Source organism: Sphingobium sp. Z007 (genome assembly GCF_900013425.1).
Taxonomy (GTDB): Bacteria; Pseudomonadota; Alphaproteobacteria; order Sphingomonadales; family Sphingomonadaceae; genus Sphingobium.
The window spans coordinates 236,505-251,753 of the sequence record NZ_FBXK01000002.1 but is presented as its reverse complement, the minus strand read 5'-3'; the positions used below and the strand labels follow the sequence as shown (position 1 = coordinate 251,753).

At 61.7% G+C, this 15,249-nt stretch carries 17 protein-coding genes; 3 read left to right on the top strand and 14 right to left on the bottom strand.

What is annotated here, in order from left to right:
* Positions 1-38 precede the first annotated feature (38 nt).
* From CEQ44_RS06585 to CEQ44_RS06560, 6 genes are all read right to left on the bottom strand, one after another.
* A complete protein-coding gene (locus CEQ44_RS06585; RefSeq protein WP_024018181.1) occupies positions 39-2,447 on the bottom strand; it encodes a cation-translocating P-type ATPase in 2,409 nt (802 codons plus the stop codon).
* A 102-nt stretch (positions 2,448-2,549) separates the two neighbouring features.
* Entirely contained in the window at positions 2,550-3,299 is a 750-nt protein-coding gene (locus tag CEQ44_RS06580) for a Bax inhibitor-1/YccA family protein (protein ID WP_024018180.1), read from the bottom strand.
* Between the two features lie 162 nt (positions 3,300-3,461).
* Positions 3,462-4,136, bottom strand: coding sequence for an isoprenylcysteine carboxylmethyltransferase family protein (locus CEQ44_RS06575; RefSeq protein WP_024018179.1), 675 nt, complete (start codon positions 4,134-4,136; stop codon positions 3,462-3,464).
* Positions 4,133-4,396, bottom strand: a complete 264-nt coding sequence (locus CEQ44_RS06570; protein WP_024018178.1) for a DUF2933 domain-containing protein — start codon at positions 4,394-4,396, stop codon at positions 4,133-4,135. The genes CEQ44_RS06575 and CEQ44_RS06570 overlap by 4 nt, the downstream gene beginning before the upstream one ends.
* A gap of 65 nt (positions 4,397-4,461) precedes the next feature.
* Positions 4,462-4,728 (bottom strand): hypothetical protein, encoded by a 267-nt coding sequence (locus CEQ44_RS06565; RefSeq protein WP_024018177.1) that lies wholly within the window; start codon positions 4,726-4,728, stop codon positions 4,462-4,464.
* Between the two features lie 98 nt (positions 4,729-4,826).
* On the bottom strand, positions 4,827-5,549 hold the full coding sequence (locus tag CEQ44_RS06560; RefSeq protein ID WP_088181982.1) for an AraC family transcriptional regulator: 723 nt from the start codon (positions 5,547-5,549) through the stop codon (positions 4,827-4,829).
* A 93-nt stretch (positions 5,550-5,642) separates the two neighbouring features.
* On the opposite strand from CEQ44_RS06560, the gene CEQ44_RS06555 reads away from it, so the two are divergent.
* Positions 5,643-6,302, top strand: a complete 660-nt coding sequence (locus CEQ44_RS06555) for a class I SAM-dependent methyltransferase (protein ID WP_024018175.1) — start codon at positions 5,643-5,645, stop codon at positions 6,300-6,302.
* Between the two features lie 73 nt (positions 6,303-6,375).
* Here CEQ44_RS06555 and CEQ44_RS06550 read toward each other — a convergent pair whose 3' ends face one another.
* The 7 genes from CEQ44_RS06550 to CEQ44_RS06515 all read right to left on the bottom strand — a co-directional run bounded on the left by CEQ44_RS06550 (position 6,376) and on the right by CEQ44_RS06515 (position 12,409).
* Entirely contained in the window at positions 6,376-6,819 is a 444-nt protein-coding gene (locus CEQ44_RS06550; protein ID WP_088181983.1) for a DUF411 domain-containing protein, read from the bottom strand.
* A 366-nt stretch (positions 6,820-7,185) separates the two neighbouring features.
* On the bottom strand, positions 7,186-8,409 hold the full coding sequence (locus CEQ44_RS06540) for a copper resistance protein B (protein ID WP_031308582.1): 1,224 nt from the start codon (positions 8,407-8,409) through the stop codon (positions 7,186-7,188).
* A complete protein-coding gene (locus CEQ44_RS06535; RefSeq protein ID WP_024018170.1) occupies positions 8,406-10,358 on the bottom strand; it encodes a copper resistance system multicopper oxidase in 1,953 nt (650 codons plus the stop codon). Before CEQ44_RS06535 ends, CEQ44_RS06540 begins: the two co-directional genes overlap by 4 nt.
* A 95-nt stretch (positions 10,359-10,453) precedes the next feature.
* Entirely contained in the window at positions 10,454-11,023 is a 570-nt protein-coding gene (locus CEQ44_RS06530) for an RNA polymerase sigma factor (protein ID WP_024018169.1), read from the bottom strand.
* Positions 11,020-11,457, bottom strand: coding sequence for a periplasmic heavy metal sensor (locus CEQ44_RS06525; RefSeq protein WP_024018168.1), 438 nt, complete (start codon positions 11,455-11,457; stop codon positions 11,020-11,022). Before CEQ44_RS06525 ends, CEQ44_RS06530 begins: the two co-directional genes overlap by 4 nt.
* Positions 11,454-11,735 carry a hypothetical protein gene (locus tag CEQ44_RS06520; protein ID WP_024018167.1) on the bottom strand — a complete coding sequence of 94 codons (282 nt, stop codon included), beginning with the start codon at positions 11,733-11,735 and terminating at the stop codon, positions 11,454-11,456. The genes CEQ44_RS06525 and CEQ44_RS06520 overlap by 4 nt, the downstream gene beginning before the upstream one ends.
* A 113-nt stretch (positions 11,736-11,848) precedes the next feature.
* The gene (locus CEQ44_RS06515; protein WP_239019059.1) at positions 11,849-12,409 is read right to left on the bottom strand and encodes a cytochrome c; all 561 of its coding nucleotides are present in this window, start codon (positions 12,407-12,409) and stop codon (positions 11,849-11,851) included.
* A 171-nt stretch (positions 12,410-12,580) separates the two neighbouring features.
* Here CEQ44_RS06515 and copC point away from each other — a divergent pair, with 171 nt between their 5' ends.
* Complete coding sequence (copC, locus tag CEQ44_RS06510) at positions 12,581-12,961, top strand: copper homeostasis periplasmic binding protein CopC (protein ID WP_031308579.1); 381 nt, start codon at positions 12,581-12,583, stop codon at positions 12,959-12,961.
* Positions 12,962-12,964: 3 nt separating this feature from the next.
* Positions 12,965-13,900 carry a copper homeostasis membrane protein CopD gene (gene copD, locus CEQ44_RS06505; RefSeq protein ID WP_031308578.1) on the top strand — a complete coding sequence of 312 codons (936 nt, stop codon included), beginning with the start codon at positions 12,965-12,967 and terminating at the stop codon, positions 13,898-13,900.
* Positions 13,901-13,911: 11 nt separating this feature from the next.
* Here the strand turns inward: copD and CEQ44_RS06500 are convergent, their stop codons facing one another.
* Positions 13,912-15,195: a hypothetical protein gene (locus CEQ44_RS06500; protein WP_024018163.1), complete on the bottom strand. Its 1,284-nt coding sequence runs from the start codon at positions 15,193-15,195 to the stop codon at positions 13,912-13,914.
* Positions 15,196-15,249: the final 54 nt, after the last annotated feature.

Sequence of the window (15,249 nt, the reverse complement as noted above, 5' to 3'; positions counted from 1 at the left end):
CGGGCCGCGAGGGCCGGGGTCGCACTCGTGGGCCGGTCTCAAACAGCGGCACCAACGGCATTGTGCTCCACCGCTGAGGCCCGACTCATGCCGCCCCGACTGATACCCGCCAGCCGGGTCCGCTTCAGCAGCAGCGCGTTGACCGCGACGAGTGCGGAGCTGCCCGACATAGCCAGCGCAGCGACCTCGGGGCTCAGCAGCACCGGATAGAGCACACCCGCCGCGAGTGGAAAGGCGATCACATTGTAGCCGACTGCCCACCACAGATTCTGGTGCATCTTGCGAAGCGTGGCGCGTGAGAGCGCTATGGCACCGACAATATCATAGGGGTCGCTCTTCATCAGGACGACATCGGCGCTTTCCATCGCGACGTCGGTGCCCGCCCCGATCGCAAATCCTACGTCGGCCTGGGTAAGCGCGGGGGCATCGTTGACCCCGTCACCGACCATGCCGACACGCTGGCCCTGGGCCTGCAGCTCCTTGACCTTCTCCGCCTTTTGACCGGGAAGCACATCGGCAAGGACGATGTCGATGCCAAGCTCATCGGCGATTCGCTTGGCCGTGCCGGCGTTGTCGCCGGTAATCATCGCGACCTTGACGCCGCGCTCCCGAAGCGCCGCGACGGTCGCCTTCGCGGTTGGCCGCGCCGCATCCGCTATGGCGATCAACCCGAGAATCTCGCCGCCGCGCGCAACATGGACAACGGTGCGCCCCGCCCCTTTCAGGCGCTCGCCAGGTTCCTCGAGGGCTCCCAGCGCTACTTTTCCTTCATCCATGAGACGCCGGTTGCCAAGCACCACGGTTGCGCCCTCGACCTGGGCGCTGGCGCCCTTCCCCTCTATATTGGCAAAATCGCGCGTCTCGGGAAGGGTGATACCGGATGCACCTTCGAGGACCGCCAGCGCAAGCGGGTGGTCGGAGTTGCGCTCGATCGCACCGGCGATGCGAAGCACCTCGTCCCGGGTGATGCCTTCCGCTGTCACTACTTCGACAACATTGGGCCGGCCCATGGTGAGGGTCCCCGTCTTGTCGAACACGATGACGTCAAGCTTGGTCGCATCCTCGAGCGCGCTGGCATTCTTGAACAGGATGCCGTTCATCGCGCCAAGGCCGGTACCGACCATTATCGCCATTGGCGTGGCAAGGCCAAGGGCGTCCGGGCAGGCGATCACGAAAACGGTTATCGTCATGGTCAGCGCAAACAGCAATGTCCCACCCAGAATCCAGTACCAGATGGCGAACGTCGCGAGACCGATCAGAATTGCCGCGAGCACCAGCCACTGCGATGCCCGGTCGGCGAGCAGCTGTGCCGGCGCCTTCGAGTTCTGCGCTTCCTGGACGAGCTTGACGATCTGGGCGAGCGCGGTGTCGGCGCCAACCTTGGTCGCGCGATAGCGGAAGCTACCGCTGCGGTTGATCGTCGCGCCGATCACGGTGTCGCCGGCCGCCTTCGACACCGGCATCGATTCGCCCGTGAGCATCGACTCATCGACCTCAGATTTGCCTTCGAGGATTTCGCCGTCGACGGGAATCTTGTTGCCCGGCCGGATCAGCACAACATCGCCGGCCAGCACCTCGGCGGTCGGCACTTCGACGTCCTTTCCGTCGCGCTGCACGGTCGCCATGGGCGGCGCCAGATCCATGAGCGCGCGGATTGCCTGGGACGCGCCGGCGCGAGCGCGCATCTCCAGCCAATGGCCGAGCAGAATGAAGATGAGCAGGACCGCGGAAGCCTCGTAAAATTGCTGGCCCTTGAACAGGAATGTCGACGCCACGCTGAACAGATAACCGGTGCCGACGCTCAACAGGACGAGCACCGCCATATTCAGCACACCGTTCCGAAGCGCGCGGATCGCGGCGACCACGAAGGGCCAGACCGGATAGAGGATCGCGGCGCTGGCAAGCAGGAACAGGGTCAGGTCGAGACTGAGTCCGAACATCGGTTTCAGAAGGGGATGGTCCAGACCCATTGGCGACAGCGCAAAGATCGGCAGGCCAAAAACGAGGCTGACGATAAACCTGTTGCGCATGTCGCGCGCCATAGCCGCCATGTCCTTGCCGTCGCCATGGCCCATCTCGTGCGCCATGGCGTCGTGTTCGGCCGTCACCGGCTTGCGATCGGGAGCAACCGATCTTGCGGCGACACCATCGGAACGATGATCGGGAGGATGCGTCGCGTCGGGCAAGACAGAGGACTGGGTTGTGCTTCCGATCACGCACACGTGCCGCGGGACGAGCCGGCCGCCGCAATGGAAACCGCATGCCGCGATCTGCTCCTCTATCGCGGTTTCGCTGGTGCGCGCTTCATCAAAGCTGACGGTGACGCTGTCGGAGGCGGCGTTCGCGGAGACCTGCGTCACGCCGGGAACCCGCAGCAACTGCTTTTCGACGCCGAGATGGTCGAGCGATTCGAATGATCCACGCAGATCGAAGGTGGACGTCTTCAAGGCAGGTCTCCGAAATCGAGGCAAGCCGCCGCCGACGTGTCGGCAGCCATAGATGCGCCCGCCGCCAAGGCCTGCGCGTGTCGGCCGGTCATCCCGGCTGACCTATTGCCGCCGATCACCCATGAAGCGCAGCAGGAACAGGAACAGGTTGAGGAAGTCGAGATAGAGCGTCAGCGCTCCCATCACGACCGCCTTACCGCGAAACTCGGTACCGGCCACATCGAAGTAGACGCTCTTGATCTTTTGCGTGTCGAAGGCAGTCAGGCCCGCAAACAGAAGCACGCCGATCGCGCTGACGATGAGATCCAAAGTGGACGACCGCAGGAACATGTTGACGACCATGGCGATGAGCAGGCCGACGACGCCCATGATCAGGAAGGTCCCGAACGCCGACAGGTTCCTCTTGGTTGTATAGCCCCACAGGCTCAAACCTCCGAAGGCTGCGGCCGTAACGAAGAATGTGCGCGCGACACTCACGCCGGTATAGGCGAGGAGGATGGTCGACAGCGATACGCCCATCAGGATCGCATAGGTCCAGAACAGTGCCTTGACGGTGCTCTCGGACAGCCGATTGATACCGAAGCTTAGCGTAAAGACCAGGGCGAGCGGTGCGAAGACCGCTATCCATCCGAGCAGCGTCGGAGTGCCGCTCGCGGCGAAAAACACGGCGCGTATGGCGGCGCTGTTCGCAACCAACATCGCGACGATCCCGGTCAACAACAGACCGCTGGCCATGTAGTTGTAGACTGCGAGCATATATGTTCGCAGTCCCACATCAAAGGCGACCGCGGGGATTGCCGGATTCCTGCCAGCGGTAAGCGGCGATGTGGTCGGTTTCAGCGGATCTGCCATGGCCAGTGCTCCTTCTCGGTGTCGCGGTTTCAAGCTTCAGTCATTTCGGCGAGGCGACCGGCACGTACGTGCAGCCGCGCCGGCCTATACGCCACGCCCCGATGCCGGGCGGACGGCTGAGCGGTTCCCCTGGGATTTGCGCCGGTCCGGCTGGCAGGGAATTCATCGCTGATCCGCTCCTGCGTCACGCTTCGCCCCGAGCAGGCGCGCGAGGTGGGGCACGAACGGTGGAACGGTCTTTGCGTAGCGCCGATAGGCATCATCAAATTCGGCGAGAGCCTCACGCTCCTCGGTCCGCGCCAACCGCAAATACATGACGACGAGGACCGGAAACATCGCAAGCGTCAGGATCGTCGGCCACTGCAGCAGGAACCCGAACATCACCAGAATGAACCCGATATATTGCGGGTGCCGCACATAGGAATAGATCCCCTGGGTCGCGAGCTCGTGGACCTTCTGCGCGTCGTACAGCGCCTTCCAACCCGTCGAGATCAAGATGAACCCGCCGCCGATCAGGATAAAGCTCATGATATGGAATGGCCCGGCATGCGGGTTCGCCCGCCAGCCGAAGAGCATCTCGAGCAGATGCCCGGCATCATGCGAGAACCAGTCGATATTGGGATAATGGCTCTGCAGCCACCCGGACAGGACATAGAGAGTCAATGGGAAGCCGTACATTTCCACGAACAGCGCAACCAGGAAGGCGCTGAACGCGCTGAACGATCGCCAGTCCCGAGTGGTTCGCGGCTTGAAGAAACTGTAGGCGAACAGGATGAAGACCGCTGCATTGACGACGACGAGGCCCCACAGACCATAGGCTTGCGCATGGCCCGTCACTGGCCCTGACCCTCCCGGGGCGAACGACCGGCCCCCGGCTGCGGTGTTCCATCGTGACCATGCCCATGTCCGTGATGCATGAAGAGGTGCATCAGGGGACACGACAGCAGCAGCAGAAAGGGCAGCGCGCCAAGTACATGCGCGCGATGCTCCGTGAACAGCAGCACGAAACCGAGCGCAAGAAAGCCTATCATCACGATGCCCGCGCGCGACGTCAGGAAATTCTTTTTCCCAGTATGTGCCGGTCGTTGCCGTTCCATGATCACGTTTCCTTGAATATAGAACTCGTTAAAAATTGCTGATTGCTCACTTGCGCTGCGCCGTCCTAGGGACGCTGCCAATGACCGATCCAATTGTGGAATGCGGCGAAGAGACCTCCCACGGCTGCGCCGAAGACGATCGACCAGCACAACCCCGCCCCAAGCGCGACGAACGATCCCGGCGGAGCTGTCGTGAACATCGTCACGAACATGTGTGACCCGATCGGACCGAACAAAGTCGCCGCGAGCCAGCAAAGCACGAAGACAGTGGAAAGAGCGGCAGCGCTGCTCGCGGCACATCGTATCACACTGAGCTTGCTTGCATCGGTCATGACGGCTTCCTTTCCCCCCAAATTTGGGCCGGATCGAAGACAGCCACTATACGTATTCCACCCAAGGCTCGGTCGCTCGACCCTGGTCGATGCTGCCGTCAGCGGGAGGCCATCGCCAATGCCGCGGTCCTTGGTGTGACGCCCATGAACCGCCGCATCGTACGAGAGAGATGCGCCTGGTCGCTGAACCCCGCATCCGCTGCGGCTGCCACAAGGGGCGCGCCCGCGCCAAGTGATCGCAGGCCCTGCTCGAGCATGAACCATAGCCGCCAGTGTGAGAGCGGTGCGCCCAACTGCTCCGCGGCAAGCGCACGCAACCGCGGTTCAGAGACTCCGACAGCGCGCGCGATTTCACCTAGATCGGCTATGTCCACTCGTGCGTCCTTCAGGCGCCGCAATGCCTCGCAAAGGCGCGCGTCGATCGGCGGTGTCGGGCAGGCCGCTGCAAGCTCGTAAAGCGTTCCAGCGAGGTCATCGGAGCTGCGCAACTGCTCGGATAGCGCTGCCGGTGGCGACGCCGCGTCCTTACCGTCCCCAAGCCTGGACCAGGCAATACCCAGCGGGCTGAAGGATCGCGCATAGATCACCCTCGCATGCGTCGCGGTGGGACGAACCGCGTGAAGCGCGCCTGCGCGCACCAGCACGGCAGGTCCAGTCAACGAACCTGCGATCGTCTCGACATGGATCGGCTCGGACAGTCCGACGATCATCTGCGCGGCGAGATGGCGATGGGGTCGGGTGTCGCCGCAACGACCCTCGAACCACGCCCATCCGTCGCCCAGGCGGACATGGCCGGTCCACAAATCGCCATAGCTTGGCATCGGAGCTTACTCCCGTCGCGAAACTGAAGATGCAAGCGAAAGGTTCAAGACTCGGGGTGCTGCGATCGCCATGAAGCACATGGAGGCATAACGGTGAATGACAGTCCAACCTTCGTCCCCGCACTCGGGCTGTCTGGCCTGACGGGCGACTATGACCGGGTGATTGCGGTCATGACCCGCGAGCGTCGGTGGCGCAGCGCATTGCTCGAGTCGATTGCACCCGAGGCGGGCGATGTCATCGTCGATGTGGGCGCCGGCACGGGCTCGCAGCTGATCGCGATCAAACAGGCTGTCCCCACGGCACGCGTGATCGGGGTCGATCCGGATCCTGCCGCTCTCGCGCTGGCGCGGCAAAAGGCACAAACGGCCGGCGTAGAAAGCGAGTGGGTTCGAGGTTTCGGCGACCAGGTCGACGTCCTGGTCGGCACGATCGCCAACAAGATCGTGTCGAGCCTCGTGCTGCATCAATGCGACCTGCCGGTGAAATCGGCCATCCTTCGGGCCATGGCACGAACGCTTTGCCCAGGTGGCCTCGTGGCGATTGCCGATTACGGACTTCAGCGTACCTTGTTGATGCGAACGCTGTTTCGTCAGGTGCAGGCGCTCGACGGCTGGGAGCGCACCGGGCTCAACGCAAAGGGCATCCTGCCGGAGCTCATCGCCGACGCCGGCTTCGAAAATGTCGCCGAAGTTCGCGTCGTCCAGACGCCGACCGGCTCGATCTCGCTCTATACCGGGCGCAAGCCGTTCTGACACCGGGCGGCAAGACGAGACCAACACCCACCCGGCGATGGCTTCGGAATCAGCGAAGCGTCGATGCCTGCGATCAACTGTGGTGCGCAAAGACGCGACGCCCTTCGGGGCCAAAGGCGATGACATCGTAAGGCTGGCCCTTCATGCCTGCCATCTCCATGCCCGGCGATCCCATCGGCATCCCCGCAACGGCGAGCCCGGTGATGCCTTTGGGATGCTGGGCCAGCACGCGCTTCATGTCGGAGATCGGAACATGGCCCTCAAAGGTCATCCCGTCGATGGTGGCGGTATGACAAGAAGCCAGGTCTGAGGGCACGCCGGCACGCCTGCTCAAGCCGGCGCGGCCGGCATCGTCGATGATCTGCACCTGCCGGCCGAACTGCGCGCGTACCTGCGCCGCCCATTTCTCACAGCAACCGCAGCCAGGATCGCGGTGAACCACAATCGGGTTCGCCGCCATCGCTGCGACCGGAACGGCAAGTGCCAAAGCGGCGGCGAGGGTACGGATGCTGATCATGGTAGCTCCTTCGATTTCATGCAGGCGCGTTGCCGGTCGAGCCGATAGCACCACTCTTGCGACACTATATTGCGGGCAAGAAGCGCCTTCACCTGGTCAATTTCCTGTCTCTGGGACCGAATAAACTCATTGCACAGCGCAGCTTTATCCCTCTGGGCCAACATACGGCGCCTGGCGACCTTTCTCAGCGCAACCATCTCTGGGACATGCAGAACATGTTCAGATTGTTGTAGAGCTGCCGAGCCTGTCGTCCACGAAGAACATGACAAGATACATGGCCGTGCTGCCGACTATCGTCTGCACCGCGAGGCTCGCATCCACGTTTTCATCATGTTACGTCCCCTTCGTTGACTCCACTGACAACGCTCAAAACCAGGTCCTCACACCAATGACGAAGCTGGTCGCCTTAATGCGTTCACCATCAGCCCTTGCATAGTCGGCAGTTTTGCCCAGTTTTCGATCGTAGGATACGCCAATGTAAGGCGCAAACTGCCGTCGGATCTCATAGCGCAGGCGCAATCCGAACTCGGCGTTGGAGATTCCAGACCCAATCCGTGTCTCAGGCACGTCCTGCGCGGAGAGATTCAGTTCAATTCGGGGCTGCAGAATGATTCGCTGCGTGATGCGCTGGTCATAATAACCCTCAACACGACCGAGAACTTCACCCTTGTTGGAAAGGAATAGAGCCGCTTCGGTTTCAAACCAATAGGGTGCGAGGCCCTCCACCCCGACAGTAGCGTATGTTCGGGACGGATTGGGCTTGAAATCGTATCGAACGCCAGCTTGGAGGTTCCAATACGGATCGATCGCCCGGCTGTAGAGCGCCTGGACCTCGGCGGTCTCCATGAACGATCCGCCAGGACCGCCAAGGACACCCTCGCCCTCGCTCTTCAGCGTCAACCGATTGACGTCCCCGCCATACCAAGCCTCTCCATCCCAGCGGTAGCCGTCACGCCCATTGCGAACCTGATACTCCGCGATATTGAACATGATTTGATAGAAGGCTTGCCCCCCCTGCTCGTGCATCATAGCCATTCGCGACTGTGTCATCGCAGCGGGCGGGAACTGCCGATCGGCGTAGTGGTCCATGGGAGGCTTTGGCGCAGGGGCATTTCCGGCCGGGAGTGCGGTTCCGGTCATTTCCATGCCCGGCATGGCAGCCATATCGTGGCCACCATGATCCCCGGACATATTCATGCCGGGCATGCTGCCAGCCATCGGTGTAGAACCGCTGTTGCCCATATCCATGCCCGGCATCGCGCCATGGTCCATAGTCGGCGCCGTTGCCGCGGCTGCTGGTCCCGGCTGAGGCATCGCCATTCCAGGCATGGTCGAATGATCCATGCCTTCCATATCCTGGCGAGCCGCGGGCTTTGCCGGGGCCACTCTGACCGGCGCGGCCCTTTTAGGAGCCGGCTTCTTTGCCGCAGGCTTTTTGGCAGGCTTGGGGGAAGCCGGTTTTTTCGCGGGCATCGCCATACCGGGCATGCTGGAATGATCCATGCCCTGCATCGACTGGGCTTGCGCGGTTACCGGAATGGCGAGCAACATCGCCGACCCGCCGAGCAGTGTCGTCAAAACGCGCTTCATGCTGCGTCTCCCTTCGGCCGCACACTGACGACGCGCATCATCCCGGCGTGCATGTGGTAGAGAAGATGGCAGTGGAACGCCCAGTCGCCGACCGCATCAGCGGTAAAATCCCATGTGACCTTCCCGCCCGGCTGCACGATGACCGTGTGCTTGCGCGGCGCATGATCGCCATGACCCGTGACCAGTTCAAAAAAGTGGCCGTGGATATGGATCGGATGACCCATCATGCTGTCGTTGATCAGATTGATCCGAACCCTCTCACCCTCGATGAAGGGGATCGGGTCATGCACATCCGACATCTTCTCGCCGTCGAACGACCACATGAACCGCTCCATGTTGCCGGTGAGATGGATATCGAGACTGCGGTCCGGAGCACGCACGTCAGGATTGCGCTCCAGCGCCATGAGATCCTTGTAAACGAGAACCTTGTGGCCGACATTCTCGAGACCCTGACCGGGCTCTCCGGTGCGGTCCATCGGCATAGGCGAGATCGTCTGCACGCCCGGTGACTTTTTGACCTGCGGCGCTTTTGAAAAGTCACGCATGTTCATCGGCCCCATTTCCATGGAGCCCATATCCATGCCCGGCTGCCCCGCCATGGCGCTGTGATCCATGCCGGCCATCGCACCCCCGCCTGCCGCCATGCCCGCCATATTGGAATGATCCATGCCCGCCATGGCGGTCCCGCCAGGAGCCGCGCCCATGGCCATGGCCCCGGCACCAGCCACCGTCAGCTTCGCCGAGGCATTTTTCTCCGCAGTCGGGTCGACGCCCCGCATCGGCGACATGCCGCCTCCGGACATGTCCATGCCTTCCATGCCCGGCATCGATGACATGTCCATGCCCATGTCTTTCATCGTGGCGAGCGGCCGTTCACGCAGCGGCGGCACTTCGGCCGTCATCCCAGCACGCGGCGCGAGCGTGGCCCGCGCCATGCCTGAACGGTCGATGGCCTCACCGACCAGCGTGTAGGCGCGATCATCGGGCGGAGTAACGATCACGTCGTAGGTTTCAGCCACTCCGATCTGGAATTCTTCGACCATCACGGGCCGCACATTCTGGCCGTCAGCCTGCACCACCGTCAGCGGGAGGCCCGGTATCCGCACATTGAAGGTCGTCATCGCCGAGGCGTTGATGAAGCGCAGCCGGACGCGTTCGCCCGGCGTGAACAGAGCGGTCCAATTGTCTCGAGGCCCGTAGCCATTGACGATGTAGGTATAAGCCGAACCCGTCGCGTCGGAAATATCGGTTGGATCCATCCGCATCTTGCCCCAATCGAGGCGATCCTTCAGAGCCTGGTCGCGCTTGGACAGCAGACCGGCAAGCGTCTGGCGCTGGAAGTTGAAATGCCCGGGGTCCACTTTCATCGCCCGAAAGATCGCTTCTGGCGAAATGGCGCTGTGATCGGCCAGCACGATGACATGCTCGCGGTCATATTTCACCGGGTCAACACCGGCAGGGTCGATCACGATCGGACCATAATGCCCCAGCTGCTCCTGAAGGCCCGAATGGCTATGATACCAATAGGTGCCGTTCTGGATGATCGGAAATTCATAGACAAAAGTGGTTTTGGGCCGAATGCCCGGGAAGGATATACCCGGCACGCCATCGAATTGCGGCGGCACCAGCACGCCATGCCAGTGTATCGAGCTATCCTCATCGAGATCGTTGGTCACATGCAGGCGAACAGTCTGTCCCTCGCGCAGCCGGATCAACGGCGCCGGAACTGTGCCGTTGACGCCAATGGCCCGCATTTTCCGACCGTCGATCGTCATCATCTGCTGAGCAATTTTAAGCTCGATGTCATTGCCGGAAACCGTCGGGAGCGGCGTCGCGATGCCGGTTGATACGGGCTGCGCCCATGCCGGCATCCACGCGGACAATGCCAAGCCACCGCCAGCAAGCGAGGCTCCCCGGATTAAATCGCGGCGGGTCAATACCGGGCTCATGTCGTCTCCCTTGTTCAAAATCAGGCGCAAGGCTCAGCGAACGCCTTATGCACCATACTCTCTGAGGCTTACGCACGACCTGGGCGGACCCCTCATCAATCCGCCAATATTTCCGCGAGCCGGCTTCGAGCCCTGTACAGGCGCGTCTCGACAGCCTTGCCACTGATCGCAAGCGCGGCCGCAGTTTCCGCCTGGGTCATTCCCTCTACCGTCCTCAGCAAGAGTACCTCGCGCAACGGAGCCGAAAGCTGTGCGATCGCCGCATTGAGGCGTGCGAGCTCCATCCTTCCCGAGACCGTTTCATGGGCAGAGGGGCTATCGTCCGGGACCGCTTCGCGCTCCTGCTCTGTTGGACCCGCTCCGAAAGTGAACAATCGCCGCACTTTCTGCCGGCGACGCCAATCTCGGCATTTGTTGATCGCGATGCGCGACAGCCAGGCGCGCAGCGGGCGATCGCCATCATATTTCTGCAAATGGCCGAAGGCGGAGACAAAGCAATCCTGCGTCAGATCAAGCGCCTCGTCCGCGTTGACCACGAGACCGCGAACCAGACGGAAAATCGGTGTCTGATGGCGATGCATAATCTCGGCGAACGCCGCCTGGCGACCACCCAAGGTCAACGCCGCGAGTTCACCGTCCGAACACGCCTTGAGATCCAGACTCACCGTACGTCGTCGGTGAGCGCATGAACCACCGCCTGATCGAACGTCCTGGCCTGATCCGGGCGCAGGATCTGGCGCATGGCGAAGATGTGGCCAAGCGTCTCTTTCTGAAGTTCGCCCATTGCCTGGTGTGATTGATCGACAGCGGCTGTTACCCGCGGACCGTTGCCGTGCTCGGCTTCAATGGCATCTGCAAGCCGTGCGTTGTCGGCCCGCAATTCAAGTTCGAGTGCCCGCCGGCGGACAGCAAAACGCTGTTCAAGAAGATCGATCTGGCTCTTTTGACGAGCGTCCAGATCAAGTTTTCCGTGCAACACCTCATGCAGTTCGACACCCGCAGCCACCGGTTGCGGAAAGAAATACCGGCCCAGAAAGACGCCAGCGACCGCCGCGATAAAGGCCACCACTGCGACCAGCAAAAGCAGCTTGGCCTTCATCGCGATCCCACCAACAGCGTCGATGGCGCAAGCGGATTGGACGGCCCAAATGGAGATAATGTCACGGACGCTTCGGCCGGCGTTGCAAGACCATTGCTGGCGACGCCGAGCAATACAGCGCCGAACGCCGCCACCATGCCAAGGGTCAGCTGCTGCGCGGTGGAAACTTGCGGACGCGCCGCAATGCGCCTGAACACAGCCTCCTCCAGACCGGAAAGCCCTGGGTGAACGGCGTCGGTGCGCAAGCGGCTCAAAAGCCCGTCAAGGTCAATGTTCATCGTCTATTCCCATCATTCGATCTCACCCGTTGGCGCCTGACGACGCTACCCAATGCCTGGTCACCCGGCAGCACGCGACGCGATATCTCGCGCTGACCGACGCAAGTACCCATTCAAGGCGCCGTCTTCGCCATACCTGGCATGTCTTTCATCATCGCATCATGATCTTCCGGCGCGCTGGCGACAGCGGCCTGATATTGCGCAGCCGACATCTTCGGTAGCTGACGAACAAAAGCCACCATATCCCAAATCAAATCGTCGCTGTGCGTTTTCCCCCACGCCGGCATGGCCGTGAGCTTGACGCCATGTTTGATCATCCAGAACTGCTCCTTGGCCGACCTTTGTGGCTCCCGGAATAGCTCTGGGGCTCGTGGATACAGGCCCTGGCTGATCTCTGTCTTCTCGAGGCCCGGCCCTAGATGACAGCCACTGCACATCTCCGTGTAGAGCCCCGCGCCGCTCTCTAGGCGCTTTACATCCATCAGATTGCCAGGGACGACGACATTACGTGCGCGCACAGCGACAGAACGATCCCGGAATTGCTCGATCATCCAGTAGATAGGCCGGCTATGCGGCGAGTCGGCGCCGATGTCATATGCACCGACATACACCACCACACCGCCGACCGCAGCGACGGCGAGTGCCGCGATCGCAAGAAAGGGGCCGCTCGGCAAATGCCGCGGGGCGCCTCGACCCCTCATGGCCTATGAAAATCATCCTCGTTCACCGAACTCAGAAGGTCGGGTGCGGCGCTCGCCTAAGAATTGTGGCGGCATCGTTGAGGGGTCACGGGCGGCCGTGCGTAATTCGAATTGTCGGCAGTACCGCCGCGCATGGAGAAATCGATGTTTCGTAAGACAGTTTTTGCGGTTGCGCTGGCCGCCTCTGCAATCGTAGCCACGGCCGCTCAGGCACACCCCAGGCTGGCGACTGCGATGCCCGCCGCCGACGCGGTGGTCACCGCCCCTACAAAAGTTCAGCTCGTTTTTTCCGAGGCGCTCGTTGCTCAATTTTCCGGCATCGACCTGACCATGACCGAAATGCCCGGCATGAAGATGGGGCCGATGAAGATGAATGGCGTCAAGGTTGCCCTCGCCCCCGATGGCAAGACGCTTGTTGCGACCTTCGCCAAGCCGCTGTCTGCCGGGACGTACAAGGTCGACTATCACATCGTGTCCACCGACACGCATCGCGTCCAGGGCAGCTACACGTTCAAGGTCAAGTAAGGGGTGCCAGACACGGTAGCGACCGCCGTCAGGCTGGGGCTATATCTTGATCTCATGCTCCTGTTTGGGCTGCCGATGTTCGGGCTCTACACGCTGCGCGGGGCCGAGCGGCAATCCGGCTCGGTCCTGCGCTTCCGTCCCGTTCTCGCCACCATCGCTCTGGTCGGCATCGGATTGTCGATCCTGGGCGTCATGGTATTGGCCGCATCGATGGGCGGAGTCGCCATCGGCGAGGTCGACCGCGCGACGGTCAGCCTGGTAATCTCGGGCACGACGATCGGCACCGTTTGGCAGCTGCGTATCGCCGCTCTCCTGTTAGTGTTGTATTTCTCGATCGTGGGATGGCAGCGGCCGACCTTCGCATTGGCTTCGCTCTCGATCACGGCCGCCGTGGCACTTTCTACGCTGGCGTGGACCGGCCATGGAGCCGCCGATGAAGGCGCACTTGGCTGGCTCCACCTGGCCGCAGACATCACCCATCTGCTGGCGGCCGGGACCTGGATAGGGGCGCTATGTGGCCTCTGTCTCCTGATCTTCCGGTCCGCTACGCGCATGGCGGCCGAGCATATCCATCTTTCCCACCGGGCATTGGACGGATTTGCAAGAGTTGGCTCGATTGTCGTCGGCCTGCTGATTGTCTCGGGCCTCGTAAATAGTTGGATATTGATTGGGCCATCGAAACTCGGCGCACTTTTCACCACCCTCTATGGCATCCTGCTTCTAGGCAAGTTGCTGCTTTTCGGTGCGATGCTCCTCCTGGCCGCGGCGAACCGCTTTTTTCTGACGCCGGCGCTCGCGGCTGCGTTGGAGCGCGGAGAGGGCGCAGCCGCAGTCGGAGCATTACGCCGGAGCCTCCTGATCGAAAGCAGTTGCGCAATCGCGATCCTCGCGCTGGTCGCGTGGCTTGGGCTGCTTGCGCCACCAGCATCGGGAATGTGAGTGAGAGATTTTTAGGGCAGTGTGCGGGCTATGGCCTTGATCGCCTTCAGCCCTGATCCGAACCGCGAAATTGCCTCCTTGTGCCGCTCCAGCTCGCCATAGGGAAGATAGGCGATCTCGAGATCGGCGACACGGCTGAAGGCGGGGCGCGCCAGTTGCGCCCGCACGTCGGCTTCTCGGGCGTCCGGGGCGACGAGGAACAGCCCAGCGGTTGCGTGTAGTGCGCTCCCGCTCAGGGCCAGGTCGAGCATGCGCACTATGCCGGAATAGATCGAAGTCGAGTGCTCCACCTCGAAAGCCGCCGCAACACGATCACCGCCCTGTTCGAGCCACAACACATCGATCAGGCGGATGGCGTCGCCGCCGGTCGAGGTGGAAATGGAAGCTGGCAAGCTTTCAAGGCACCCCTCCCCAAGGCGTATCCCGTTATGAAGACGGCCGCGATCATTGGCCGCTATCCAGACATCATAGCCAAGCGCCCGACCGATATCGCGGAGCCAGGCTTGAATTTCCGAATGGGTGCGATCGCTTTCGCCCTGCTTCTGAACAGCCTTATTGAGGTTCTGCGCTTCTGCCCGGGCTTGCTCGAGACGAGCTGTCCAGCCGCTAGCGCTTTGATCCTCCTCACCGCGGGGCGGGGCCGGATATCGGCCTGAGCCGATGTCGAACAATAGACCGCCAATGGCGCCAAGATCGTTGGACAGCAGATCCCGGAATTGTTCATTGAGATCGAGAACCTCCGACCGCATTGCCAGGAAATGCGGCCAACTCCCCAGCTTGACCTTTCCGCCCGTGAGCTTGTTGTACCCGTTAACGATCGCCGTGTTGAACGGCGGCACCAGCGTCGGATGCAGAAAATACAGGAGATTGGCGACCGCTGGCCCGAGCCCCTTAATGTTCAGCCGGTCGATCGTATGGATGCCGGAAATAATTTCTTCCGCCGTATCGCAGCACGCGCAGTGATCCAGCAACCGGCCAAAGGCGCGCTGATGCGCCGCGTTCTCATAAATGTCCGGTATCCGCAGCTTTGGCTTCCACAAAAAGGCATGATCTGCCCCCTTGAAGATCTGCCGTTGTTCCGCGACCGAATGAACCACGGTTTCCAGCGACGAGCCGCGATAAGCGACGCCAAATCGTCCCGTCTCGATCTCGGCGACCACCTGGGCCAGACCGCGGCGGATGGAGCGGAAATTCTTGATCCGCTCGTCCCACAAAAACCAGCTCTGATAGGTCGCGTTCGGATCTTCCTTCCATCGCTGAATGAGTTGCCGTGCCAGCAATTCAAAATCCGCCAAACCGTCCCCCTTTGTCGATTACTCGATGAGCTCGAGAGGCTAGCATTGTGGTCG